The organism is Pseudomonas sp. OTU750018 (genome assembly GCF_011636575.1).
Lineage (GTDB): Bacteria > Pseudomonadota > Gammaproteobacteria > Pseudomonadales > Pseudomonadaceae > Aquipseudomonas > Aquipseudomonas peli.
This window is the reverse complement of sequence record NZ_JAAPAU010000003.1, coordinates 69,493-93,934: the sequence shown is the minus strand read 5'-3', so window position 1 is coordinate 93,934 and position 24,442 is coordinate 69,493. Positions and strand designations below refer to the sequence as shown.

General features: G+C 61.9%; 21 protein-coding genes. 11 read left to right on the top strand and 10 right to left on the bottom strand.

Annotated features, from left to right (window positions below; all coding sequences use genetic code 11):
- Nucleotides 1–83 precede the first annotated feature (83 nt).
- Entirely contained in the window at nt 84–4,154 is a 4,071-nt protein-coding gene (locus HCI85_RS15930) for a bifunctional nitrate reductase/sulfite reductase flavoprotein subunit alpha (protein ID WP_167145938.1), read from the top strand.
- A 4-nt stretch (nt 4,155–4,158) separates the two neighbouring features.
- On the opposite strand, the gene HCI85_RS15925 is transcribed toward HCI85_RS15930, so the two are convergent.
- Genes HCI85_RS15925 through hemF form a run of 3 tightly spaced genes read right to left on the bottom strand, consistent with a single transcriptional unit; the run spans nt 4,159 to nt 6,534 of the window.
- Nucleotides 4,159–4,785, bottom strand: a complete 627-nt coding sequence (locus tag HCI85_RS15925; RefSeq protein ID WP_167145936.1) for a class I SAM-dependent methyltransferase — start codon at nt 4,783–4,785, stop codon at nt 4,159–4,161.
- 4 nt (nt 4,786–4,789) lie between these two features.
- On the bottom strand, nt 4,790–5,614 hold the full coding sequence (gene aroE / locus HCI85_RS15920; RefSeq protein ID WP_167145934.1) for a shikimate dehydrogenase: 825 nt from the start codon (nt 5,612–5,614) through the stop codon (nt 4,790–4,792).
- On the bottom strand, nt 5,614–6,534 hold the full coding sequence (gene hemF, locus HCI85_RS15915; RefSeq protein ID WP_167145932.1) for an oxygen-dependent coproporphyrinogen oxidase: 921 nt from the start codon (nt 6,532–6,534) through the stop codon (nt 5,614–5,616). The genes aroE and hemF overlap by 1 nt, the downstream gene beginning before the upstream one ends.
- A gap of 182 nt (nt 6,535–6,716) precedes the next feature.
- On the opposite strand from hemF, the gene HCI85_RS15910 reads away from it, so the two are divergent.
- Nucleotides 6,717–7,694, top strand: coding sequence for an NADPH:quinone reductase (locus HCI85_RS15910; protein ID WP_167145930.1), 978 nt, complete (start codon nt 6,717–6,719; stop codon nt 7,692–7,694).
- 15 nt (nt 7,695–7,709) lie between these two features.
- Here HCI85_RS15910 and HCI85_RS15905 read toward each other — a convergent pair whose 3' ends face one another.
- From HCI85_RS15905 to HCI85_RS15895, 3 genes are all read right to left on the bottom strand, one after another.
- Nucleotides 7,710–8,267 carry an L-threonylcarbamoyladenylate synthase gene (locus HCI85_RS15905; RefSeq protein ID WP_167145928.1) on the bottom strand — a complete coding sequence of 186 codons (558 nt, stop codon included), beginning with the start codon at nt 8,265–8,267 and terminating at the stop codon, nt 7,710–7,712.
- A 41-nt stretch (nt 8,268–8,308) separates the two neighbouring features.
- Nucleotides 8,309–9,424 (bottom strand): DNA-processing protein DprA, encoded by a 1,116-nt coding sequence (gene dprA / locus HCI85_RS15900; protein ID WP_167145926.1) that lies wholly within the window; start codon nt 9,422–9,424, stop codon nt 8,309–8,311.
- 89 nt (nt 9,425–9,513) lie between these two features.
- The gene (locus HCI85_RS15895; RefSeq protein WP_167145924.1) at nt 9,514–10,539 is read right to left on the bottom strand and encodes a LysM peptidoglycan-binding domain-containing protein; all 1,026 of its coding nucleotides are present in this window, start codon (nt 10,537–10,539) and stop codon (nt 9,514–9,516) included.
- 152 nt (nt 10,540–10,691) lie between these two features.
- Here HCI85_RS15895 and def point away from each other — a divergent pair, with 152 nt between their 5' ends.
- The 5 genes from def (at nt 10,692) to HCI85_RS15870 (ending at nt 15,376) form a co-directional block, all read left to right on the top strand.
- Nucleotides 10,692–11,198: a peptide deformylase gene (gene def / locus HCI85_RS15890; protein ID WP_167145922.1), complete on the top strand. Its 507-nt coding sequence runs from the start codon at nt 10,692–10,694 to the stop codon at nt 11,196–11,198.
- A gap of 58 nt (nt 11,199–11,256) precedes the next feature.
- On the top strand, nt 11,257–12,201 hold the full coding sequence (fmt, locus tag HCI85_RS15885) for a methionyl-tRNA formyltransferase (RefSeq protein ID WP_167145920.1): 945 nt from the start codon (nt 11,257–11,259) through the stop codon (nt 12,199–12,201).
- Nucleotides 12,198–13,511, top strand: coding sequence for a 16S rRNA (cytosine(967)-C(5))-methyltransferase RsmB (rsmB, locus tag HCI85_RS15880; protein WP_167145918.1), 1,314 nt, complete (start codon nt 12,198–12,200; stop codon nt 13,509–13,511). The genes fmt and rsmB overlap by 4 nt, the downstream gene beginning before the upstream one ends.
- Before the next feature lie 12 nt (nt 13,512–13,523).
- Entirely contained in the window at nt 13,524–14,897 is a 1,374-nt protein-coding gene (gene trkA, locus HCI85_RS15875) for a Trk system potassium transporter TrkA (RefSeq protein WP_090254226.1), read from the top strand.
- A 161-nt stretch (nt 14,898–15,058) separates the two neighbouring features.
- Complete coding sequence (locus HCI85_RS15870) at nt 15,059–15,376, top strand: hypothetical protein (RefSeq protein ID WP_167145916.1); 318 nt, start codon at nt 15,059–15,061, stop codon at nt 15,374–15,376.
- Between the two features lie 18 nt (nt 15,377–15,394).
- On the opposite strand, the gene HCI85_RS15865 is transcribed toward HCI85_RS15870, so the two are convergent.
- The 3 genes from HCI85_RS15865 to HCI85_RS15855 form a co-directional block, all read right to left on the bottom strand.
- Nucleotides 15,395–15,667, bottom strand: coding sequence for a PilZ domain-containing protein (locus HCI85_RS15865; protein ID WP_160086356.1), 273 nt, complete (start codon nt 15,665–15,667; stop codon nt 15,395–15,397).
- A 68-nt stretch (nt 15,668–15,735) separates the two neighbouring features.
- On the bottom strand, nt 15,736–16,623 hold the full coding sequence (locus HCI85_RS15860) for a lysophospholipid acyltransferase (protein WP_167145914.1): 888 nt from the start codon (nt 16,621–16,623) through the stop codon (nt 15,736–15,738).
- 45 nt (nt 16,624–16,668) lie between these two features.
- A complete protein-coding gene (locus tag HCI85_RS15855; protein WP_167145912.1) occupies nt 16,669–17,226 on the bottom strand; it encodes a DNA-3-methyladenine glycosylase I in 558 nt (185 codons plus the stop codon).
- A gap of 66 nt (nt 17,227–17,292) precedes the next feature.
- Between HCI85_RS15855 and glyQ the strand changes: the two genes are divergently transcribed.
- The 4 genes from glyQ to HCI85_RS15835 all read left to right on the top strand — a co-directional run bounded on the left by glyQ (nt 17,293) and on the right by HCI85_RS15835 (nt 21,721).
- Nucleotides 17,293–18,240 carry a glycine--tRNA ligase subunit alpha gene (glyQ, locus tag HCI85_RS15850; protein WP_160086348.1) on the top strand — a complete coding sequence of 316 codons (948 nt, stop codon included), beginning with the start codon at nt 17,293–17,295 and terminating at the stop codon, nt 18,238–18,240.
- Nucleotides 18,237–20,291 carry a glycine--tRNA ligase subunit beta gene (gene glyS / locus HCI85_RS15845; protein WP_167145910.1) on the top strand — a complete coding sequence of 685 codons (2,055 nt, stop codon included), beginning with the start codon at nt 18,237–18,239 and terminating at the stop codon, nt 20,289–20,291. Before glyQ ends, glyS begins: the two co-directional genes overlap by 4 nt.
- Nucleotides 20,292–20,381: 90 nt before the next feature.
- Entirely contained in the window at nt 20,382–20,912 is a 531-nt protein-coding gene (gmhB, locus tag HCI85_RS15840; RefSeq protein WP_167145908.1) for a D-glycero-beta-D-manno-heptose 1,7-bisphosphate 7-phosphatase, read from the top strand.
- A gap of 35 nt (nt 20,913–20,947) precedes the next feature.
- Nucleotides 20,948–21,721, top strand: a complete 774-nt coding sequence (locus tag HCI85_RS15835) for a lysophospholipid acyltransferase family protein (RefSeq protein WP_167145905.1) — start codon at nt 20,948–20,950, stop codon at nt 21,719–21,721.
- Between the two features lie 300 nt (nt 21,722–22,021).
- Here HCI85_RS15835 and gyrB read toward each other — a convergent pair whose 3' ends face one another.
- Nucleotides 22,022–24,439 (bottom strand): DNA topoisomerase (ATP-hydrolyzing) subunit B, encoded by a 2,418-nt coding sequence (gene gyrB, locus HCI85_RS15830; RefSeq protein WP_167145903.1) that lies wholly within the window; start codon nt 24,437–24,439, stop codon nt 22,022–22,024.
- Between the last annotated feature and the right edge of the window lie 3 nt (nt 24,440–24,442).

Genomic DNA, 24,442 nt, shown 5'->3' with positions numbered 1-24,442 from the left:
CCATCCACGACAAAGACGCCGTGCCACTCCCGTTTCGACGGAGGGTTGCATGGCGTTTTGCGTTTCAGGTGCAGGAGAGGGGTGTGGCGAACAAAACCGTGCGAAGTGTCTGTCCCTATTGCGGCGTCGGCTGCGGCATCGTCATGCACGTGGAAAACGGCAAGATCGCCAAGGTCAGCGGTGACCAACAGCATCCGAGCAACTTCGGCCGCCTGTGCACCAAGGGCAGCACCTGCGCCCAGCCGCTGAACGAATCCGGCCGCATGCAGCACGCCTACCTGCGCAGCGAACGTAACCGTGACCCTGGGCAAATCGCCATGGATGCCGCGATCAGCGCCGCCGCCGCCCGCCTGCGCGCAATTCTCGACGAACACGGCCCGGACGCCATCGCCCTGTATGTCTCCGGGCAGATGTCGCTGGAGGCGCAGTACCTGGCCAACAAGCTGGTCAAGGGTTACCTGGGCAGCAACCAGATCGAGTCCAACTCGCGCCTGTGCATGGCCAGCGCCGGTAGCGGCTACAAGCTGTCGCTGGGTGCCGACGGCCCACCCGGCTCGTACCAGGATTTCGAGCGCGCCGAGGTGTTCTTCGTCATCGGCGCGAATATAGCTGACTGTCATCCGATCCTGTTTCTACGCCTGATGGCGCGGGTCAAGGCCGGTGCCAAGCTGATCGTCGTCGACCCCCGACGCAATGCCACGGCGGACAAGGCCGACCTGTTTTTGCAGATCAAACCGGGCAGCGACCTGCTGCTGCTCAACGGATTGCTGCACCTGCTGCACAAGAACGGCCACACCGATCCGGCCTTTATTACCGAGTTCACCGAAGGCTGGGAGGTCATGCCGGACTTCCTCGAGAGCTACACCCCAGAATACGTCGCCGCCCACACCGGGCTCAGCGAAGCAGCGATCCGCCAGGCCGCACGCTGGATCGGCGAAGCCGGCGAGTGGATGAGCTGCTGGACCATGGGCCTCAACCAGAGCACCCACGGCACCTGGAACACCAACGCCCTGTGCAACCTGCACCTGGCCACCGGCAAGATCTGCCGCCCCGGCAGCGGGCCGTTCTCCCTCACCGGCCAGCCCAACGCCATGGGCGGCCGCGAGATGGGCTATATGGGCCCCGGCCTGCCGGGCCAGCGCAGCGTGCTGGTGGACGACGACCGCGCCTTTGTCGAGCAAATCTGGGGCGTGCCGGCCGGCACCCTGCACACTCGCCTGGGCGGCGGCAGCGTGACGCTGTTCGAGGACCTGGCCGCCGGCAAGGTCAAGGCCTGCTGGATCATCTGCACCAATCCGGTGGCGAGCATGGCCAACCGCAGCAAAGTGATCGAAGGGCTGAAGGCCGCCGAACTGGTGATAGCCCAGGACGCCTTCCTCGACACCGAAACCAATCGCTACGCCGACATCCTCCTGCCCGGCGCACTGTGGGCCGAAGCCGAAGGGGTGATGATCAACTCCGAGCGCAACCTGACCCTGATGCCGCAAGCCGTCGAGCCGCCCGGCGAGGCCATGGCCGATTGGCGCATCATCGCCAAGGTGGCCTGCGCCATGGGCTTTGCCGACGGCTTCAGCTACAGCTCGGCCGAGCAGGTGTTCGAGGAAATCAAACGCTTCCACAACCCAAAAACCGGTTATGACCTGCGCGGCGCCAGCTACCCACGCCTGCGCCAAACGCCGCTGCAATGGCCCTGCGCCAGCGAGGCGGGCGACGGGCGTATGCCGCTGCGCTACATCAACGACGGAATCAGCCAGCATCTGCACATTCGCGCAGACGGCAGCACGCCGCGCCTGGCGTTTGCCACGCCCAGCGGCAAGGCGCAGTTCTTCCCGCGCCCGCACCTCGACCCGGCGGAAATGCCCGATGCCGACTTCCCCTTCGTACTCAACACCGGGCGCCTGCAGCACCAGTGGCACACCCTGACCAAGACCGGCAAGGTCGCCACGCTGAACAAGCTCAACCCCGGCCCCTTTATCGAAGTGCACCCGCAGGACGCCGCCGCACTCGGCGTGCGCGACCGCGACCAGCTGGAAGTCCGCTCACGGCGTGGCCATGCCGTGCTGCCGGTGCAGATCAGCGACCGCGTGCTGCCCGGCGGCTGCTTTGCGCCGTTCCACTGGAACGATGTGTACGGCGACAACCTGGCGATCAACGCGGTGACCAGCGACGCCATCGACCCCATCTCGCAGCAGCCGGAATTCAAGTTCTGCGCCGTCAGCCTGCGGCGTATCGAGTTGATCGCCCATCAACGTCTCGATACGCCAGCCGCCGAGGCAGTCAACAGCACTCGCCTATCTCACCAGCCTGAGGAACTCACGATGTCGAGTATCGAAACCTTTGCGGCGCTGGTCGGCGTAGATTGCAGCGCGCCGCCGCCCCTCAGCGAAAGCGAGCGCAGCTATATGGCCGGCTATATCAGCGGCCTGCGCAGCAACCCCGGCGGCGGTGTGCCGAGCATGCCAAGCCAGGCGCCCCTGGCCGAACCGACCCGCCTGTGGCTCGACGGCATGCTCGCCGGAATATTCAGCCGCGTCGCGCCAGCGTCACTGGCAGCGAACCCTGCTGTGACCCTGCTATGGGCCTCGCAAACCGGTAATGCCGAGGCACTGGCCGAACGCCTGGCCGCGCACCTGAGCGAAGCCGGGGTTGCCGTGGCGCTCAGCTGCATGGCCGATTACCCACCGCAGCAACTGGCCAGCGCCGGCTCGGTGTTACTGCTGAGCAGCACCTTCGGCGACGGCGATGCGCCAGATAACGGCCAGGCCTTCTGGAGTGCCCTGCAGAGCAGCGAGATGCGCCTGGAAAATCTGCGCTATGCGGTACTGGCGCTTGGCGACCCCAACTACGAACAGTTCTGCCAGCACGGCAAAAACCTCGACCGCCGCCTGGCCGAACTCGGCGCCACGCCGCTGCGGCCCTGCCTGGATTGCGACAGCGATTTTGACGACGCAGCGGCGGCCTGGCTAAGCGAGCTGCTGCCGTTGCTGCGCCCGGCAGCAACAGCAGTTCCGGCACACCGCGCCGTCGCAACGGAGCCCGTCAGCACGCAGTTAGTCAGCAAGACCCAGCCGCTACCCGCGCGTCTGGCGCTTAACCTGCGCCTGAACGCAGCAGGCGCGAGCAAGGACACCCGCCAATTCGCCTTCGCCCTGGACGACTCCTGCCTGACCTACGAAGCCGGCGATGCCCTCGGCGTATGGCCGCGCAACTGCCCGGAGCTGGTCGAGGAAGTGCTCGAACTGGCGCGCCTGGACGGCGAACAACTGGTCAACGTGGCCAAGGTCGGCGAGCTGCCGCTGCGCGAGGCGCTTAGCAGTCATTTCGAAATTGCCCGACCGAGCAACGAGGCCCTCGCCCTAGTCGCCGAACGCAGCGCCAGCAGCGAACTGCGCAGCCTGCTTGGCGAGCGCAAGGCCGAACTGAAGGACTGGCGGTGGGGCCGCCAACTAGCCGATGTGCTGCAGGCCTATCCGGCCGAACACTCGGCTGGCGAACTGCTGGGCAGCCTCAAGCGTTTGCAACCGCGCCTGTATTCGATCTCCTCAAGCCCCAAGGCGCATGCCGGTGAAGTGCACCTGACCGTGTCCGCCGTGCGCTACGGCAAGCGCAAGGGCGTGGCCTCGACCTTTCTCGCCGACCGTGTGGGTAACGGCGAGGTGCCGCTGTTTGTGCAGAGCAACAAATACTTCCGCGTGCCACAGGATGGCGACGTGCCGATGATCATGATCGGCCCCGGCACTGGCGTGGCGCCGTTTCGCGGCTTCCTCCACGAACGCCGCGCGCGCGGCGATGTCGGCAAGAACTGGCTGTTCTTCGGCGAGCAGCATGCGGCCAGCGACTTCTACTACCGCGACGAGCTGACGGCGATGCAGCACGACGGCCTGCTAAGCAATCTCAGCCTGGCCTTCTCCCGCGATCAGGCGCAAAAGATCTACGTGCAGGATCGTATTCGCGAGCAGGGCGCAGAGCTTTGGCGCTGGTTGGAAGAGGGCGCTCAGCTATACGTCTGCGGCGACGCCAACCGCATGGCCAAGGATGTCGAACAGGCGCTACAGGATGTGGCGCGCGAGCACGGTGGTTTGAGCGAGGAGCGCGCCGCCGAGCATATTCGCCGTCTGGCCGAACAGAAGCGTTATCTGCGCGACGTGTACTGAAGGCTCAAAGTTTGCGCCAGACACTGGCCAGCCAGGGCTGCTGGTCACGCGGCAGGCCTGCCGGGCGGTAGTAATGCTGCAGTTCGCTAAAGCCGGCGGCGTTAAGCAGTACGCGCCAGTTGGCCAGGTCGTGATAGGTACCGTAGCGCTCACCATTCCAGCCTTCCTGATTCTCACCCCGAGGGTTGGAGCTAAACAGCACGCCGCCGGGTTTAAGGGTGGCATGCAGCTGCTTCAGCACCCGTGGCAGTTCCTGGCGGGGAATATGAAACAGCGAGGCATTGGCGAACACGCCATCGAAACGTTCAGGCAGCAGATCTAGGGCGAGAAAGTCCTGCTGCCAGGCTTCGCAACCACTGTCGGCGCGAGCCATTTCGACAAAGCGCGCGCAGCCGTCCAAACCGACAGCAGTGTGGCCCATGGCGCTAAAGGTGCGCAGATCGCGGCCCGGGCCGCAGCCGAAATCGAGAATCTGGTAAGGCGCCGTGGCCTGGATATATGCGAGCAGAGCAGCGATATTCTGGCTGACATCGTGATCGCGGGTGCCCTCGCGAAAGTCTTCGGCGCAGTCCTGATAATGGCGCAGGGTCAGCGCGCTGATCTGCGCCAGGTCATCCGCGCTCAATCCCACGTCTTCAGCCCTCGGCCAGCAGGCGGCGCAGTTCGGCCAACACCGGGGCGCTGGCTGGACGCACATCGCGCCACAGGGCAAAGGCTTCAGCGGCTTGCTCGACCAACATGCCCAGACCATCCAGAGTGCGCGCTGCGCCGTGCTCGGCGGCCCAGCGGTTAAAGGCGGTCAATTCCTTGCCGTACATCATGTCGTAGCACAGGGTATGGCCGGGCTGAATCAGGCTTGGGGCAATCGGCGGCAACTCGCCGGCCAGGCTGGCCGAGGTGCCGTTGATGATCAGGTCCACCGGCGCATCGATCCAGTCATAACCGCTGGCAACCACTGGGCCCAGGTCGGCGAATTCGCGGGCCAGCTGCTCGGCCTTTTCCACCGTGCGGTTGGCAATCACCAACGCCGCCGGCTGCTCGGCCAGCAACGGCTCCAGCACCCCGCGCACCGCACCGCCGGCGCCGAGCAGAAGAATGCGTTTGCCCTTGAGGTTTACCCCGGCATTCACCGTCAGATCACGCACCAGGCCGGCGCCGTCGGTGTTGTCGCCAAGCAGGCTGCCGTCGGCAAGCTTCTTCAGGGTATTGACCGCACCGGCGCGTTGAGCACGGGCGCTGAGCTGATCCGCGAGGGCAAACGCCTGCTCCTTGAACGGCACCGTGACATTGGCGCCCAAACCTTCGGCAAAGAACGCGCGGGCAAATCCGGGGAAGTCGTCCAGCGGCGCGAGCAGGGCTTCATAACTCAGCTGCTCGCCGGTCTGCTGGGCAAACAGACGGTGGATCAGCGGCGACTTGCTGTGGCCGATGGGGTTGCCGAATACGCCGTAGCGGTCCATCAGCGGCCCGCCTCATTCAGCCAGTCACGATCTGTCAGGAAATACTCGGTCAGACGCGCTTCTTCGCTGCCCGGCTCCGGCTTCCAGTCGTAGCCCCAGCGCACATGCGGCGGCAGCGACATCAGGATCGATTCGGTACGTCCGCCGGACTGCAGGCCGAACAGCGTGCCACGGTCAAACACCAGGTTGAACTCGACATAGCGACCACGGCGGAAGGCCTGGAACTCACGCTCGCGCTCGCCATAGGGGGTCAGCTTGCGGCGCTGCACGATGGGCAGGTAAGCGGCGAGATAGGCATCGCCTATGGCGCGCATAAAGGCGAAGCTGGTGTCGAAGTCCCACTGATTGAGGTCATCGAAGAACAGCCCGCCAATGCCGCGCGGCTCGCCACGATGCTTGAGGTGGAAGTAGCGATCACACCAGGCCTTGAACTTCGGATAGACCTCGGCACCGAAGGGCGCGCAAGCGTCATGGGCGACCTGGTGCCAGTGCCGACAGTCTTCCTCATTGCCGTAGTAGGGCGTCAGATCGAAACCGCCACCGAACCACCAGACAGGCTCTTCACCTGCTTTCTCGGCACTGAAGAAGCGCACGTTGGCGTGGGAGGTCGGCACATAGGGGTTTTCCGGGTGGATCACCAGCGACACGCCAAGGGCCTCGAAGCCGCGTCCGCCCAGTTCCGGCCGATGCGCACTGGCCGAAGGCGGCAGGCTGTCGCCGAACACGTGGGAGAAGTTCACCCCGCCCTTTTCGATCAGCGCGCCGTTCTCCATCACCCGCGTGCGGCCGCCACCGCCGGCTGGCCGCTGCCAGGCATCCTCGAAGAATTCGGCACCGCCATCTTCGGCTTGCAGGGCAGTGCAGATACGGTCTTGCAGATCCAGCAGGTAGGCTTTGACGGCCTCAGTACGGTCACTCACGGCGGCACCTTGAAAACGGGTAAGGCCAGGCGGCACGTGGCCGCGGGGAAAAATGGGCGGCCAGCATAACACCAGCCACCCCACGGCCGCAGTTGACGGCGGTCAATGCAGACGATTGGATAACGGCACGTTTCTGCCCGTGCGGGCATCATCCAGGCATTCAATCGCGGAAGACTCTGAAAATGGCCATGCGTATCCAGTTCAACCGTCACGGCGGCCCGGACGTTCTCGACTACACCGACTACACACCCGCAGCCCCAGGTCCCAATGAGGTAAGGGTGCAGAACCAGGCGATCGGCCTGAATTTTATCGACACCTATTTCCGCAGCGGCCTGTATGCGCCACCAAGCTTGCCGTCCAGCCTGGGCACCGAGGGTGCGGGTATCGTCGAGGCGGTGGGGGCTGCGGTCAGCGGCTTTCAGGTGGGTGACCGCGTGGCCTATGCCACCGGACCGCTGGGCGCGTATAGCGAGCTGCATGTGCTGCAGGCCGAGAAGCTGGTGAAACTGCCGGATGCAATCAGCTTCGAGCAGGCCGCCGCAGTGATGCTCAAGGGCCTGACGGTGCAGTATCTGCTGCGCCAAACGTTCCCTCTGCAAGGTGGCGAAACCATTCTGTTTCATGCCGCCGCCGGCGGGGTCGGCTCCTTTGCCTGCCAGTGGGCCAAGGCGCTTGGGGTCAAGCTGATCGGCACCGTCAGCTCGGCGGAAAAAGCGGCGCGGGCCTTAGAGCAGGGCGCCTGGGCGACCATCGACTACAGCCATGAAAACGTTGCCCAGCGCGTGCTGGAACTGACCGATGGCAAGAAGTGCCCGGTGGTCTACGACGGCGTCGGCAAGGACACTTGGGAAACCTCGCTGGACTGCGTGGCGCCGCGCGGCCTGCTGGTTAGCTTCGGTAATGCGTCGGGCGCCGTAACCGGCGTCAACCTGGGCATCCTCGCGCAAAAAGGTTCGCTGTTCGTCACCCGCCCAACCCTGGCCGGTTACGCCGATACGCCTTCCCGGCTGCAGGCGATGGCTGACGAACTGTTCGCCATGATTGCCAGCGGCCAACTGCAGGTGGAAATCAGCAACCGCTATGCACTTAAGGACGCCGCGCTGGCGCAAACGGCGCTGAGCGCGCGGCAAACCACCGGTTCGAGCATTCTGCTGCCCTAGACGGTTTGGCTGTGATCAGGACGGTCTGATCACATCACCGCTGATCAAGTCGCGAATCAGACTCGGGTTCTTGCGGCCGCCCAACGCTCCACCAAGTACCGCATCCAGCTGGCCGGGAAAGTACTGCTCAACACGCAGACGCGAACGCGCAGACGGTCGGCCAGCCGGATTGGCCGAGGTCGACACCAGCGGCCCGGTCAGGCGACACAGCGCACGTACTTGCGGATGATCGCTGACGCGCAGGGCCACACTGCTGTGCTGGCCGCTGATCCACTCGGGCAGCCGGTTCTGATGCGGCACCAGCCAGGTGTTGGGCCCCGGCCAGCTGCCGGCCAGGCGCGCCAGCCAGATTTCTGGCAGGTCTTCGAGAAGAAAATCAAACTGCTCAACCTCGGCGGCGACCAGAATCAGCCCCTTGTGCACCGGCCGATCCTTCAGCGCCAGCAAGCGCTCCACCGCTTCGTCATTCCAGGGATCACAACCCAGCCCCCATACCGCTTCGGTCGGATAGGCAATCACTCCGCCATTGCGCACTACGCGTGCGGCTTGCTGTATCTGCCAGTTGCTGACCATTCACTGCTCTCCACTAAGGCCTGGCGGGCAGTGTATCCAAGCTAAAGCGCGCGGCCCACCCAGCGGCCGTTTTCGCAGGCAACGCGGCCGTCTAGCTCCAGCTCGGTCAGCGCCGCCAGCACCTCGGCCAACGGCAAACCACTGGCCACCACCAGCGCTTCGCTGCTATGCGGCGCGGCATGCAACAAGGCTAGTAATGGATGGCTGGGAGGCTCTGGCCTGAGCGCGGCGGTGGTGGGTGGCTGCGCCTGCCAGCCGCGCAAGGCCTGCAAAATATCTTCGATACTTTCCACCAGCGTGGCGCCTTCGCGGATCAACTGATGGCAGCCGCGCGCACCGGGATGATGGATCGAACCGGGAATCGCATAAACCTCTCGGCCCTGTTCGGCGGCTAGACGTGCAGTGATCAGCGAACCGCTGGAAGGGCTGGCTTCCACCACCAGCACGCCCACGGATAGGCCACTGATGATGCGATTGCGCCGGGGGAAATTGCTCGCCTGGGGCGGACAATCCAGCGGCAACTCCGACACCAGCGCGCCACCACTGGCGACGATATCTGCGGCGAGTTTCTTGTGCCGCGCCGGATATAAACACTGCAAGCCGGTGCCGAGTACCGCCACCGTCTTGCCGCCGGCATCCAGTGCGCCCTGATGGGCCGCGCCATCGATGCCCAAAGCCAAGCCGCTGGTAATCACAAAGCCGCCACCCGCCAGGCTGCGAGCGAAACTCTGCGCAGTATCCAACCCTGGCCGCGATGCACGCCGACTGCCGACCATGGCCAGTTGCGGCTGCTCCAGCAAAGTCGGGTCACCTGCAACAAACAGCAAAGGTGGCGCATCCGCCAACTCAGCCAGCAGACCTGGATAAATCGCGTCATCCCACATCAACAAATGATGCGTATCGACGTCCAACCAGGCCAGGCTCCGCGCCGCACGCTCACGCACCTCAGCGCTACGTCGCGCCTCACTGCATGTCTGCGGCAAACCAAGGGAACGCCAGGCACTAGCCGGCGCGCTAAGCGCAGCTGACGCACTGTCGAAGGCCCTGAGGAGTTTGCGAAAGCGGCGAGGCCCGAGCTCCGGCAAGCAGTGCAAGCGCAAACGCGCTTCCAGTTCAGCGGGAGAAATAGAAGAGGAAACAGCAGGAGATTGCGACATCCGGATCATCCTTGATCGGTCGCGCCGCGCGGGCGGCAGGAAATTCAGACGGGAATAAAAAAGCCCCGCGTTTGCGGGGCTTTTCGGTGTTACGGGTTACGCACTTTGTCCATCAGCTCAAGCGAACGAGACGCCCCCAGCACCAGGCCGTAGCTGAGCTTGTCGTAGGTGCGGAAGACCATCAGCAAGCCCGAACGCTCGTCCGGAATTTTCACCGACTCACCGGTTACCCGGTCACGTACGGTTTCGCCCGTTTTATAGATTGCCAGCACGTTACCTTCGCTCAGACCGTCACGGGCACCTTTATTGATGGTCACCACATCGAACTGACCGACCTGCGTAACACCACGTGGCACATCGAGGATCACACCATTGATCTCGCCAGCCGGCTCGCTCGGCATGAAGGTCGAATTGATGGCCCGCTCTTCCGTTGGGAACAACCGGTCGCCAAGGCGAACTTCCTGAGTCGAGCGAGTCAGGGCCATAGTGCCGACATCGCCTTCTTCGGCCACGATCTCACCCGAGCCGATGTCATCGGCGTTAATGCCGAGGAATTCCTGGGTTTCCGGATCCACGTAGGTTTTGCCCTGGCGGAAGATGCCATAAGCCGGCGCCGACTCGTCGAAGCTGCCACGGGCATAAACACGATCACCAGCACCACTTACAACGCGCTCGGCGTTGCCGGCCACGATATAGGGCGCACCCTGGAACTGCTCAGGGGTATCAACAATACGGTTGCTCAGCAGGAAGCTGTTGATCGCCTCCAGCGGAATCGCCGGAATAGCTTCAGCCATCGGCGTACTGCGCACCTGCGGCGACAGCTTGATGGTGCCGCGCGACTCGCCGCGATTGAGCATCAGCCGTGGCTGACCATCGATATACACCAGGCTGAGTTGATCGCCTGGATAAATCAAATGGGGATTTTCCACCTGTGGGTTGGCGTGCCAGATTTCAGGCCACTTCCACGGCTGACTTAGAAATTTGCCAGAGATATCCCAGAGGGTATCGCCCTTGACCACGGTATAACGGTCTGGGTGACCGTCCTTGAGTTGCACGGCGGCCTGGGCCAAGCCACTTGCCGCAACCAGCAGCAGGGCGAGTAGTGATTTCCTCATGCGGTGAATCCCTTTATTATGTGTCTTCACGTGGAGCGCCCTAGCGCCGCGACATAACCCAGTCGTGCTGCGGCGTGAAGCCGTTTTTCAATGCTGCTCATCATCTTAGCAGCGGATTTTGACTTTATTCCACAAGTGCATCACAAACGCATATGGCGATCCTGAATATCCTCGAATTTCCCGATCCGCGCCTGCGCACCATCGCCAAGCCGGTGGACGTGGTCGATGACGCCTTGCGTCAACTGATCGATGACATGTTTGAAACCATGTACGACGCACCGGGTATCGGCCTGGCCGCGACGCAGGTTAACGTGCACAAACGTCTGGTGGTGATGGACCTGTCCGAAGACAAATCCGAGCCACGGGTGTTTATCAACCCCGAGTTCGAGCCGCTGACCGAGGAAATGGATCAGTACCAGGAAGGTTGCCTGTCAGTGCCAGGCTTCTACGAAAACGTCGACCGCCCGCAGAAGGTCAAGATCAAGGCGCTAAACCGCGATGGCCAGCCCTACGAGCTGATCGCAGAAGGCCTGCTGGCGGTGTGCATCCAGCATGAATGCGACCACCTCAATGGCAAGCTGTTTGTCGATTACCTGTCTAATCTCAAACGCGATCGCATCAAGAAGAAGCTGGAAAAGCAGCACCGCCAGCAGGCTTAAGCCACACCTTTCAAAGGCTTGCTACGGCAAGCCTTTTTCTTTCTAGCAGTGAGAACCCATGTCTGAGTCTTTGCGTATTGTCTTTGCCGGCACCCCGGAATTTGCCGCCGAACACCTCAAGGCCTTGCTCGACACGCCACACCAGATCATTGCCGTCTACAGCCAGCCTGATCGCCCGGCCGGCCGCGGACAGAAGCTCACCCCCAGCCCGGTCAAGCAGCTCGCCCTGCAGCACGATATTCCGGTGCACCAGCCGCAGACCCTGCGCGACCCCGCCGCCCAAGCCGAGCTAGCGGCACTCAAGCCCGATCTGATGGTGGTGGTGGCTTACGGCCTGATCCTGCCGCAAGTGGTGCTGGATATCCCGCGCCTGGGCTGTATCAACAGTCACGCCTCGCTGCTGCCACGCTGGCGTGGCGCCGCACCGATCCAGCGCGCGGTGGAGGCCGGTGATGCTGAGTCCGGCGTTACCGTGATGCAGATGGAAGCCGGCCTGGACACAGGGCCGATGCTGCTCAAGGTCAGCACGCCGATTGCAGCCGAAGATACCGGTGGCAGCCTGCACGACCGTCTCGCCAGTCTCGGCCCGCAGGCGGTGATTCAGGCCATCAGCGGCTTGGCCAGCGGTAGTCTGGTTGGCGAAGTGCAGGACGAAAGTCTGGCCACCTATGCGCACAAACTGAACAAGGATGAAGCGCGCCTGGACTGGAGCCGCCCGGCCATTGAGCTGGAGCGACTAGTGCGTGCATTTCACCCGTGGCCGATCTGCCATAGCACGCTAAGTGGCGAAGCCATCAAGGTGCACGCCGCAGCACTGGGCGAAGGGCAGGGCCAACCCGGCAGCATCCTCGCCGCCGATAAATTCGGCCTGACCGTGGCCTGTGGCGAAGGCGCGCTGCGTCTGACCCGACTGCAACTGCCCGGCGGTAAGGCGCTGAACTTCAGTGACCTGTACAACAGCCGACGCGAGCAGTTCGCCCCTGGTTTGGTGCTCGGTCAATGAACCCGCGTCTCGCCGCCGCCCGCGCCCTGGCCGTGGTGCTCAATGGCAAAGCCTCGCTAGGCACTAGCCTGCCGCCGCTGCTGGATAAGGTTGAGCAGCGCGACCGTGGCCTGGCTCAGGACCTAGCCTTTGGCACCGCACGCTGGCAGCCACGCCTGGCCCTGATTGCCGAGAAGCTGCTGCAGAAACCCCTCAAAGCCGCCGACCGTGATGTCGAAGCGCTGCTGCTGATCGGCCTCTATCAGCTGTTCTACACACGCATCCCGGCCCACGCCGCCATTGGCGAAACCGTGGCCTGCGTCGACAAGCTGAAGAAGCCTTCACTCAAGGGCCTGCTGAATGCCGTGCTGCGCAATGCCCAGCGCGAGCATGAGTCGCTGCTGGCCGAGCTGGATCGCGATCCGGTGCTGCATACCGCTCACCCGCGCTGGCTGCAGAAGGCCCTGAAAGCTCAGTGGCCGGAACACTGGGAGGCTATCTGCGCGGCCAATAACGCCCACCCGCCGCTGATTCTGCGGGTCAATCGCCGCCTCGGCAGTCGCGATGACTACCTGGCCGAACTGCACCGCGTAGGCTTCGAGGCCGAGCCTTGCACGTTTAGCCGTGACGGCATTCGCCTGCTGCAGGCATGCGATGTCACCACCCTGCCGGGTTTTGCCGAAGGCCGCCTCAGCGTGCAGGACGAAGCAGCGCAGCTGGCTGCCGAACTGCTCGATCTGGCGCCCGGTCAACGCGTGCTGGACGCCTGCGCCGCGCCAGGCGGTAAAACCTGCCATCTGCTGGAAGCCGAGCCCGCACTGGCCGGCGTTGTGGCGGTGGACCTGGAAGAAAAACGCCTGGTGCGGGTACGCGAGAACCTCAAACGTCTGGGCCTGGAGGCCGAGCTGATCGCCGCCGATGGCCGTGACCTGGCCGCCTGGTGGGACGGCAAGCCGTTCCAGCGCATCCTGCTCGATGCGCCCTGCTCGGCCACCGGGGTGATACGCCGTCACCCGGATATCAAACTGACCCGTCAGGCCGATGACATTCCCGCGCTGGCCAAGCTGCAGGGCGAGCTGCTGGATAGCCTGTGGCAGACTCTGGAAGTCGGCGGCATCCTGCTCTATGCCACCTGTTCGGTGATGCCGGCGGAAAACAGCGAGAATATTACTGCCTTCCTGGCGCGCACGCCGGGCGCCCGTGAGCTGGATATTGCCGGAGCGTTCGGCCATAAAACCGCCCACGGTCGCCAGCTATTCCCGCAAGTCGACGGCCACGACGGCTTCTACTATGCCAAGCTGATGAAAATCGCTGCCGCTCCGCGCGGCTGAGGAACAGACTGCATGAAGATCATCATTCTCGGTGCAGGCCAGGTTGGCGGCACCCTGGCGGAACACCTGGCCAGCGAAGCCAACGACATCACCGTGGTCGACACCGACGGTGACCGTCTGCGCGACCTCGGCGACCGCCTAGATATTCGTACCGTACAAGGCCGTGGCTCGTTTCCCACGGTGCTGCGCCAGGCCGGCGCGGACGACGCCGACATGCTGGTGGCAGTGACCAACAGCGATGAAATCAACATGATCGCCTGCCAGGTCGCCTACAGCCTGTTCCACACCCCGACCAAGATTGCCCGGGTACGTGAAGCGGCTTACCTGACCCGCAGCGGCCTGTTCAGCAACGAATCGATCCCGGTCGACGTACTGATCAGCCCCGAGCAGGTGGTGACCAACTACATCAAGCGCCTGATCGAATACCCCGGCGCCCTGCAGGTGATCGACTTCGCCGAAGGCAAGGCCCAGCTAGTAGCGGTCAAGGCCTACTACGGCGGCCCGCTGGTCGGTCAGCAACTGCGCCAATTGCGCGAACACATGCCGAATGTCGACACCCGGGTAGCAGCGATCTTCCGCCGTAATCGGGCGATCATGCCGCAAGGCGACACGGTGATCGAAGCCGATGACGAAGTGTTTTTTATCGCCGCCAAGGCGCATATCCGCGCGGTGATGAGCGAAATGCGCCGCATGGAAGACAGCTACAAGAAGGTGGTGATCGCCGGCGGCGGGCATATCGGCGAGCGTCTGGCCGAGGCCATCGAGAGCCGCTACCAGGTGAAGATCATCGAGATGAACCCGGCACGTTGCCGCTACCTCTCGGAAACCCTCGACAGCACCATCGTGCTACAAGGCAGCGCCTCGGACCGCGACCTGCTGGTGGAAGAAAACATCAGCGACGCCGACATCTTCCTGGCCCTGACCAACGACGACGAAGCCAACATCATGTCCTCCTTGCTGGCCAAGCGCCTGGGTGCGCGCAAGGTGATGACCATCATCAACAACCCGGCCTACGTTGACCTGGTGCAGGGCGGCGAAATCGACATCGCCATCAGTCCGCAGCTGGCCACCATCGGTACCCTGCTGACCCACGTGCGCCGTGGTGATATCGAAAGCGTGCACTCCCTGCGCCGCGGTGCAGCCGAAGCCATTGAGGCGATTGCCCATGGCGATGCCAAATCGAGTAAGGTAGTCGGCCGCGCCATTGCTGATATCGCGTTGCCGCCGGGCACCACCATCGGTGCGATCATCCGCAACGAAGAGGTGTTGATCGCCCACGACAACACGGTGATCGAGACGGGCGACCATGTGATCCTGTTCCTGGTCGACAAAAAGTACATCCGCGATGCCGAGCGATTGTTCCAGGTCGGCCTGACCTTCTTCTAAGAACATGTCTGGGATCTGCTGCGCGTCGGCGATACTGCGTTAAAAACAGGCTCGGAATGCTCATTTACAGCAGTAAACTCCGCTTCCTCGCCTGTTTTTGCCTTGTCTCGCTCTAGCTCGCGAGATCCCAAACAGGTTCTAGGCAGTTAAAAGGATGATTGATGAGCACTGAAGCCCTGGAGAAGATGCTGGCCAAAGGCATGGACAATGCCGTGCTGCGTTTTGGTCTGGGTAAGGGCTATCTGGATGCGGCGGAGTTCGCCCAGGCGGCGGAGCATTTACAGCGCTGCGTTGAGTTCGATGCGCAGTATTCAGCCGCCTGGAAGCTGCTCGGCCAGGCGCTGAACAAGCAGGGACTGCACGACGAGGCGCGCACGGCCTGGCAGCAGGGCTTGCGGGTAGCAGAAGAGAAGGGTGACAAGCAGGCGGGCAAGGAAATCAGCGTATTTCTCAAACGCCTGGATAAGCCGGCTCGGTAACTCAGGAAATAGCCTGAACTATTCCTCGGTTTGCACAAAGCGCAGGCCAACGCCCAGGGCTTCGACGCGTACCACTTCGAGCGTGAGGATAGGCGCTTCCATCGGCAAGCCCTGCACTTGGCCTTGCACTTGCTCACCCATGCTGAGCATATTTTGCGCCTGGTCCATCAGCACATAGACGCCGCATTCGGAAATATCCCGCGTGGTGACCATCAGCTCACCGTGCACCGGATGGTCGATACGCAGGCGTACCTTCAGGGGTGTGCGGATATTCTTTCGACTATTGCTCATGCGCCGTCCGTCAGAGTGGGTTCCTCCAGCCTAGTCGAGAGCAGGCTTCGCCTGCAACTCAGACCCATTCAATACCACTTGGCTTCGCCGGCAGGGCGCTTCTTGAAGCGCTTCATGCTCCACATGTACTGGCTCGGGTAAGTACGCACATACCGCTCGATAACGGTGCTCATCGCCGCAACGGCGGTTGCCGTATCAGTGCTGTACATCTCTTGCGGTGCAGCTTCGAGAATGACCTTAAAGCCCGAACCATCCGGCAGACGCAGCGCATGCAGAAATACCCCGCAGGCCTTGCCACCGCTCAACATGCCAGCAACGAACTTGCTGGTCAGCGCCTCGGTGCCCAGAAAGGGCACGAATACCCCGGAAGACAGGCTTGGCTCAGGGTCGGCGGGAATACCCACTGCACCGCCTTTGCGCACTTCCTTAATCACGCTGAGGATGCCTTCCTTGGTCGACGGCGCAACACGGTTACCCAACTGCACACGCTGCTGGCGCAGCAGCTCATCAACAGCCTTCAGCTTCGGCGGACGGTAGAAAATGATCGGTTTGCACTGCGCGCAGTAGAAGTGGTTAAGCACTTCCCAGTTACCCAGGTGGCTGGTGATGCCGACCACGCCCTTGCCGCTGGCCAGAGCCTCCTTGAGCACCTCCAGACCCTCGACTTCACGCACCAGGCCGATGGATTTCTGCGCCGGCCAGATCCAGGCACAGGCGCTTTCGGTCAGGGTTCTGCCGATATCCATCAGCGATTGGCCCAGCAGACGCTGGTGCGCGACCTCATCCAGTTCGGGAAAGCATTTACGCAGGTTGATGCTCGCCACTTCGCGTGAGCCATTCGGCAGCTTCCACATCAGCCAGCCAATCGCCGCACCCACAGCCTGCACCGCACGCCATGGCAGCAGGGCAAACAGGCGCAAGAAACCCACCACCAGGGCACCTTTGAACTTTTCCACAGGCAACTCCAGCCGATCAAAAGGTGGCCATTGTAACCGCCTGCGCTAGTGGCCGTTGAGTTGCGCGTAGCGGTCACAGTTCGTGGTGTGATCCATGACCATGCCGCTGGCCTGCATATAGGCATAACAAATGGTCGGCCCGACAAAGGTGAAACCGGCCTTCTTCAGCGCCTTGCTCATCGCCTCGGCCTCAGCGGTTACCGCCGGCACCTGGCCGCGCTCGCTGAAGTGGTTGATCTTCGGCGTACCACCAACAAACGACCAGAGCAGTTGCACCGGGTCTTCCAGCGTGAGCCAGGCCTGAGCGTTTTTGCGCACAGCCTTGAGCTTGAGGCGGTTGCGGATGATGCCGGGGTCCTGCATTAGAGTTTCTTCGATGTACTCGTCGGTGAGCATGGCCAGACGCTGCACATCAAACCCGAACAGCACCTTGCGGTAGTGCTCGCGCTTCTTCAGCACGGTGATCCACGACAGACCTGCCTGAAAACCCTCCAGCAACAGTAACTCGAACAGCACCTGGGGGTCGCGTTGCGGCACGCCCCATTCTTCATCGTGGTACGCCTGATACAGCGGATCGTCATTGCACCAGAAACAGCGTGGCATGCGGGTTTTCCTGAGCTTCGGTATACTCGCGGACTTTCTGAAGCCGCCAAAGTACGGGTGAAATTTGTGAGCCAGACTACGCCTGCCGTGCGCACCTTCCAAGACTTGATCCTCGCCCTGCAACAGTACTGGGCCGAGCAGGGCTGTGTGGTGTTGCAGCCCTACGATATGGAAGTTGGCGCGGGCACCTTCCACACCGCCACGTTTCTCCGTGCCATCGGCCCAGAGACCTGGAACGCCGCCTATGTGCAGCCTTCCCGTCGTCCGGCTGACGGCCGCTACGGCGAAAACCCCAACCGCCTGCAGCACTACTACCAGTTCCAGGTGGTACTCAAGCCGAACCCGGAAAACTTCCAGGAGCTGTACTTGGGCTCGCTGAAGTCGATCGGCATCGACCCTCTGGTGCACGACATCCGCTTCGTCGAAGACAACTGGGAATCGCCGACGCTCGGCGCCTGGGGTCTGGGCTGGGAAATCTGGCTGAACGGCATGGAAGTCACCCAGTTCACCTACTTCCAGCAGGTCGGAGGCATCGAGTGCTACCCGGTAACCGGTGAGATCACCTACGGTCTCGAGCGCCTGGCCATGTACCTGCAGGGCGTCGACTCGGTGTACGACCTGGTGTGGACCGACGGCCAGTTCGGCAAGGTCACCTACGGCGATGTGTTCCACCAGAACGAAGTGGAGCAATCGACCTACAACTTCGAACACGCCAACGTCGAGAAACTCTTCGAGCTGTTCGACTTCTATGAAAGCGAAGCCAACCGCCTGATCGAGTTGGAGTTGCCGCTGCCTACCTACGAGATGGTGCTCAAGGCCTCGCACACCTTCAACCTGCTGGATGCGCGCCGCGCCATCTCGGTGACCGCGCGTCAGCAATACATCCTGCGCGTGCGTGCCCTGGCCCGCTCGGTGGCGCAGAGCTACCTGCAAGCGCGGCGCAAACTCGGCTTCCCGCTCGCGGCACCCGACCTGCGTGATGAAGTATTGGCCAAGCTGGAGGCAGCAGAATGAGTGCGCGTGATTTCCTGGTAGAACTGGGCACCGAAGAGCTACCACCGAAAGCCCTGAAAACTCTGGGTGAAGCTTTCCTCGCCGGTATCGAAAAAGGCCTGAAAGCCGCTGGCCTGAGCTATGGCCAAGTGCGCTATTACGCCGCGCCGCGCCGTTTGGCCGTGCTGATCGAGCAGCTTGAAGAGCAGCAAGCCGACCGTACTCAGAACCTCGACGGCCCGCCCGTGCAGGCAGCGTTCGACAAGGACGGCAACCCGACTCAAGCGGCGCTGGGCTTCGCCAAGAAGTGCGGCGTCGAGCTGAGCCAAATCGACCAAAGCGGCCCCAAGCTGAAATTCAGCCAGAGCATCCCAGGCCAGGCTGCGGCCGGCCTGCTGCCGGCCATCGTTGAGACCTCGCTGAACGAGCTGCCTATCCCTAAGCGTATGCGTTGGGGCGCGCGCAAGACTGAATTCGTCCGCCCGAGCCAGTGGCTGGTGATGCTGTTCGGTGACGAAGTGATCGACTGCGAAATCCTCGCCCAGCAAGCCGGTCGAGTTTCCCGTGGCCACCGCTTCCACGCCAACCACGAGGTGCGCATCAGCGCCCCGGCCAACTACGCCGAAGACCTGCGTAGCGCCTATGTGATTGCCGACTTCGCCGAGCGTCGCGCGCAGATCATTGCCCGGGTCAATGAACTGGCAGCAGCAGAGCAGGGCACGGCCATCGTGCCGCCGGCGTTGCTGGATGAAGTCAGCGCCCTGGTCGAATGGCCGGTGCCGCTGGTCTGTTCCTTCGAGGAACGCTTCCTCGAAGTGCCGCAGGAAGCGCTGATCACCACCATGCAGGACAACCAGAAGTACTTCTGTCTGCTCGATGGCAACGGCAAGCTGCTGCCGCGCTTTATCACCGTGGCTAACGTCGAGAGCAAAGACCCGGCGCAGATTATTTCCGGTAACGAGAAAGTAGTTCGCCCGCGCCTGACCGACGCCGAGTTCTTCTTCAAGCAGGACAAGAAGCAAAAGCTTGAGACCTTCAACCAGCGCCTGGCCAACGTGGTGTTCCAGGCCCAGCTGGGTTCGGTCTATGACAAGGCCCAGCGCGTCTCGGCCCTTGCTGGTTTTATCGCCCAGCGCATTGGTGGCGACGCCACTCGCGCGGCGCGAGCCGGCATTCTCTGCAAGTGCGACCTGGCCAGTGAAATGGTCGGCGAGTTCCCGGAAATGCAGGGCATCGCCGGTTACTACTACGCCAAGCATGATGGCGAAGCCGAAGACGTCGCCCTGGCGCTGAACGAGCAGTACATGCCACGCGGCGCCGGCGCTGAACTGCCAAGCACCCTCACCGGTGCCGCCGTGGCCCTGGCCGACAAGCTGGATACCCTGGTTGGGATCTTCGGCATCGGCATGCTGCCCACCGGCAGCAAGGACCCCTATGCCCTGCGTCGCGCTGCCCTTGGCGTGTTGCGCATCCTGATCGAGAAGCAGCTGGATCTGGATCTGGTTGAAGCCGTTGGTTTTGCGATCAAACAATTCGGCGACAAGATCAAAGCCGATGGCCTGGCTCCCCAGGTGCAGGACTTTATCTTCGACCGTCTGCGCGCGCGTTATGAGGACGAAGGCGTCGAAGTGGCCGTGTACCAGGCCGTACGTGCGGTCAGCCCGACCTCGCCGCTGGATTTCGATCAACGCGTACAGGCCGTGCAGGCTTTCCGGGCTTTGCCTCAGGCGGCCGCTCTGGCGGCGGCGAACAAGCGCGTGTCCAATCTGCTGAGCAAGGCCGAAGGCCAGGTCGCGGCGAACGTCGAAGCCCATCACTTCGACAACCCCAGCGAGTTCGCCCTCAACGCCGCTATCCAGCAGGCCGAGCATTCAGTACGGCCGCTGGCTGCAGGGCGTCAGTACAACCTGGCACTGAGTCAGTTGGCCAACCTGCGCGAGCCGGTGGATGCCTTCTTCGAGGCCGTACTGGTCAACGCCGAAGACCCTGCCGTGCGCGCCAACCGCTATGCACTGCTGGCCAAGCTGCGCGGCCTGTTCCTCGGCGTGGCTGATATCTCGGTACTCGGCTAACGCCTGCCGCGAGTCCGGTGGGCTGCGCGCAGCCCATCATCACCTTTACCGGCTGGCGGCCATCACCGCCAGCCGGTTACGGATTTACCTATGAAACTGCTGATTCTCGACCGCGACGGCGTAATCAATTACGACTCCGACGCCTATATCAAAAACCTCGCCGAATGGATTCCGCTGCCCGGCGCCATCGAAGCCATCGCGCGCCTGTCGCAAGCTGGCTGGACGATCGCCGTGGCCACCAATCAATCCGGGGTCGCCCGCGGCTATTACGACCTGGCCACACTGGAAGCCATGCACGCGCGCCTGCGTGAACTGGTGACGGCGCAGGGCGGCGACCTGGGCCTGATCGTGCACTGCATCCACGGCCCGGATGAGGGCTGCGCCTGCCGCAAACCGAAACCCGGCATGCTCGAGCAGATTGCTGCGTACTATGGCGTAGCACTTAAGGGCGTGTGGTTTGTCGGAGACAGCAGCGGTGACCTGACAGCGGCCGGCGCCGTCGATTGTCAGCCAGTTTTGGTAAAGACCGGCAAGGGCGAACGCACCCTGGCGAAAGGATTGCCAGCGGGCACCCTGGTATTCGATGATCTGGCGGCGGTTGCCGCACAGCTTCTCCACTAATAAAGCAGGCGCTGCCTGCGACGGTAAAAGCTCCCATGTCGACAGTGCAGACCCTCAGAACCGTTCTCTTCTATCTGTTGTTGTCTTCCAGCGCCTTTGTCTGGTGCACCCTCAGCGTCTTCGTTGCCCCCTTCCTACCGTTTCGCGCGCGCTATCGCTTTGTTATCCAGAACTGGTGCCGCTGCGCCACCTGGCTGGCCAAGGTGGTAGCCGGCATCAACTATGAGATCAAGGGCCTAGAGAATATCCCCGAGCAGCCCTGCGTGATCCTCGCCAAGCACCAAAGCACCTGGGAGACCTTCTTCCTCTGCGGCTACTTTGAGCCGCTCAGCCAAGTGGTCAAGCGCGAGCTGCTGTATGTACCGTTCTTCGGCTGGGCGATGGCCATGCTTAAACCTATCGCGATTGACCGCAGTAACCCCAAGGCGGCGCTCAAGCAGCTGGCCAAGCTTGGCCACAAACGCCTGGGGCAGGGCGCCTGGGTGCTGGTATTCCCGGAAGGCACGCGTATTCCGCCCGGCCAGATCGGCAAGTTCAGCCGCGGCGGCGCCTCCCTCGCAGTGAATGCCAATCTGCCGGTGCTGCCGATTGCCCACAACGCTGGTGAGTTCTGGCCCAAGTTGGGATGGCGCAAAACCCCAGGTACCGTTCAAGTAGTGATTGGCCCACTTATGCACGCTGAAGGTACCGGTCCGCGCGCCATCGCCGAGCTCAATGATCGTGCGTTTGCCTGGGTCAGCCAGGCGCAACGCGATATCGGCTCACTGGATGCACAGAGCCAGCCTCTGGAAGCCCAGGAGCCGTCTTAGCTCAATTGTGGATAACCTGTGCGCAAAATACCGGCAGAGTGCTATTAAGCCTTTCAAAGTAATGATTTATAAGCAGTTTTAATGAGCATCTAACCAACTGCTTTTCGTGCATAAGTTTTCCGACGTAACCTCAAGCCGGCCTCAGTGTAGGCTTTTTTATCGCTCAAATTTGCTCAGGTACGGATGTGCGCTGCGTGCCTGCCGCTATGTTCCATGTGGAACAAAAAAGCCCCTGCTGAAGTTAATCAGCAGGGGCTTTCTAAACAGAAACCAGCGTGTGTCTGGCGTCCTCTGGCTGTTTTAGAAGTCCAGGTTGGACACAGCCAGCGCGTTGGTCTCGATAAAGTCCCGACGCGGTTCAACGGCATCACCCATCAGGGTGTTGAAGATCTGATCGGCAGCAATCGCGTCTTCGATACGCACCTTGAGCATGCGGCGTACTTCCGGGTCCATGGTGGTTTCCCAGAGTTGATCCGGGTTCATTTCACCGAGACCCTTATAGCGCTGAATGCTGTGGCGTTTGGTGCTTTCGGCCATCAGCCAAGCCAGTGCATCTTTGAACGTGCTGACGTGCTTTTTGCGCTCGCCGCGCTGCACAAAGGCACCTTCTTCCAGCAGGCTGTTGAGCTGATCGCCCAGGGTGGTAACGGTCTTGTAGTCGTTACTGGCGAAGAAGTCGCGGTTGAAGATGATGTAGCTGGAAACCCCATGGGAAACCAATTCCACCTGCGGCAGCCAGAGGTGACGCTCCTGGTCTTCGTGCAGACTAGTTTTGTACACCAGACCGGACTTCTCCATACCCTTGAGGCGCGCATCAAGCAGGCCCAGCCATTGCTCCATGGCTGCCTTGTCCGCCAGTTGCTCGGTTTCCACGCGCGGGATGTAGACGAAGTGCTCGGTGAGCTCCAGCGGGTACAGACGCGACAAACGGTTAAGAGTCTTCATCACCAGGCGGTAATCGTTGACCAGACGCTCCAGCGCCTCGCCAGACAAGCCTGGCGCGCTTTCGTTGACGTGTAAGCTGGCATCTTCCAGGGCCGACTGGGTCATGTACTCATCCATGGCCTCGTCGTCCTTGATGTACTGCTCCTGCTTGCCCTTCTTGACCTTGTACAGCGGCGGCTGAGCGATGTAGATGTAGCCACGCTCAACCAGCTCCGGCAGCTGACGGAAGAAGAAGGTCAGCAGCAGGGTACGAATGTGCGAACCGTCGACGTCGGCGTCGGTCATGATGATGATGTTGTGGTAGCGCAGCTTGTCGATGTTGTACTCATCGCGGCCGATACCACAGCCCAGGGCGGTGATCAGGGTGCCAACTTCCTGGGAGGAAATCATCTTGTCGAAACGTGCTTTCTCGACGTTTAGGATCTTGCCCTTGAGCGGCAGGATCGCCTGGGTCTTGCGGTTACGGCCCTGTTTGGCAGAACCGCCCGCGGAGTCCCCTTCCACGATATAGAGTTCGGAAAGGGCAGGGTCTTTCTCCTGGCAGTCGGCCAGTTTGCCCGGTAGCCCGGCGATATCCAGCGCGCCTTTACGGCGGGTCATTTCACGAGCTTTACGCGCTGCTTCACGGGCGCGCGCAGCGTCGATCATCTTGCCGACTACGGCCTTGGCCTCGTTGGGGTTTTCCAACAGGAAGTCGGAGAAGTACTTGCCCATTTCCTGCTCGACCGCAGTTTTCACTTCGCTGGAAACCAGCTTGTCTTTGGTCTGCGAGCTGAACTTCGGGTCCGGTACTTTTACTGAAATAATCGCCGTTAGGCCTTCACGGGCATCATCGCCGGTAGTGGCAATTTTGTGCTTCTTGGCCAGACCTTCCTGCTCGATGTAGGCATTCAGGTTACGCGTCAGCGCCGAGCGGAAACCGGCAAGGTGGGTACCACCGTCGCGCTGAGGAATGTTGTTGGTGAAGCACAACAGGTTCTCATTGAAGCTGTCGTTCCACTGCAGAGCAACTTCAACACCGATGCCATCTTCACGTTGAATGGTGAAGTGGAATACCTGATTGACTGCGGTCTTGTTGTGGTTGAGGTATTCAACGAAAGCACGCAGGCCACCTTCGTACTTGAACAGCTCTTCCTTACCGCTGCGCTCATCCTTGAGCATGATGCCCACGCCAGAGTTGAGGAACGATAATTCGCGCAGACGCTTGGCCAAGATGTCCCAGCTGAAATGGATATTGGCGAAGGTATCTTCGGACGGTTTGAAGTGGATCTGCGTACCAGTGACATCACTGTCGCCAACTGCCGCGATCGGTGCCTGAGGCACGCCATGCACGTAGGTCTGTTCCCAGATCTTGCCGCTGCGGCGGATGGTCAGAATCAGTTCCTTGGAAAGGGCGTTAACCACGGACACACCCACGCCGTGCAGACCACCAGAAACCTTGTAGCTGTTGTCGTCGAACTTACCGCCTGCGTGCAGCACGGTCATGATCACTTCAGCAGCAGAAACGCCTTCTTCCTTGTGCATATCGACCGGGATACCACGGCCGTTATCGCGCACGCTGATCGACTCATCCGGGTGGATGGTGATGGTGATTTCGCTGCAATGCCCAGCCAACGCCTCGTCAATCGAGTTGTCGACCACCTCGAACACCATGTGGTGCAGACCGCTGCCATCGTCGGTATCGCCGATGTACATACCAGGCCGCTTGCGTACGGCATCCAGGCCCTTGAGGACCTTAATGTTATTGGAGTCGTACGTTTGGTTTTCGCTCATGCC

Coding starts and splice junctions, on each gene's coding strand:
- HCI85_RS15895 (WP_167145924.1), bottom strand. CDS start 10,539: ATGAGGAAATCACTACTCGCCCTGCTGCTGGTTGCGGCAAGTGGCTTG.
- gmhB (WP_167145908.1), top strand. CDS start 20,382: ATGAAACTGCTGATTCTCGACCGCGACGGCGTAATCAATTACGACTCC.
- aroE (WP_167145934.1), bottom strand. CDS start 5,614: ATGGACCGCTACGGCGTATTCGGCAACCCCATCGGCCACAGCAAGTCG.
- HCI85_RS15835 (WP_167145905.1), top strand. CDS start 20,948: ATGTCGACAGTGCAGACCCTCAGAACCGTTCTCTTCTATCTGTTGTTG.
- HCI85_RS15870 (WP_167145916.1), top strand. CDS start 15,059: ATGAGCACTGAAGCCCTGGAGAAGATGCTGGCCAAAGGCATGGACAAT.
- glyS (WP_167145910.1), top strand. CDS start 18,237: ATGAGTGCGCGTGATTTCCTGGTAGAACTGGGCACCGAAGAGCTACCA.
- gyrB (WP_167145903.1), bottom strand. CDS start 24,439: ATGAGCGAAAACCAAACGTACGACTCCAATAACATTAAGGTCCTCAAG.
- def (WP_167145922.1), top strand. CDS start 10,692: ATGGCGATCCTGAATATCCTCGAATTTCCCGATCCGCGCCTGCGCACC.
- HCI85_RS15865 (WP_160086356.1), bottom strand. CDS start 15,667: ATGAGCAATAGTCGAAAGAATATCCGCACACCCCTGAAGGTACGCCTG.
- HCI85_RS15910 (WP_167145930.1), top strand. CDS start 6,717: ATGGCCATGCGTATCCAGTTCAACCGTCACGGCGGCCCGGACGTTCTC.
- HCI85_RS15905 (WP_167145928.1), bottom strand. CDS start 8,267: ATGGTCAGCAACTGGCAGATACAGCAAGCCGCACGCGTAGTGCGCAAT.
- trkA (WP_090254226.1), top strand. CDS start 13,524: ATGAAGATCATCATTCTCGGTGCAGGCCAGGTTGGCGGCACCCTGGCG.
- fmt (WP_167145920.1), top strand. CDS start 11,257: ATGTCTGAGTCTTTGCGTATTGTCTTTGCCGGCACCCCGGAATTTGCC.
- rsmB (WP_167145918.1), top strand. CDS start 12,198: ATGAACCCGCGTCTCGCCGCCGCCCGCGCCCTGGCCGTGGTGCTCAAT.
- dprA (WP_167145926.1), bottom strand. CDS start 9,424: ATGTCGCAATCTCCTGCTGTTTCCTCTTCTATTTCTCCCGCTGAACTG.
- HCI85_RS15855 (WP_167145912.1), bottom strand. CDS start 17,226: ATGCCACGCTGTTTCTGGTGCAATGACGATCCGCTGTATCAGGCGTAC.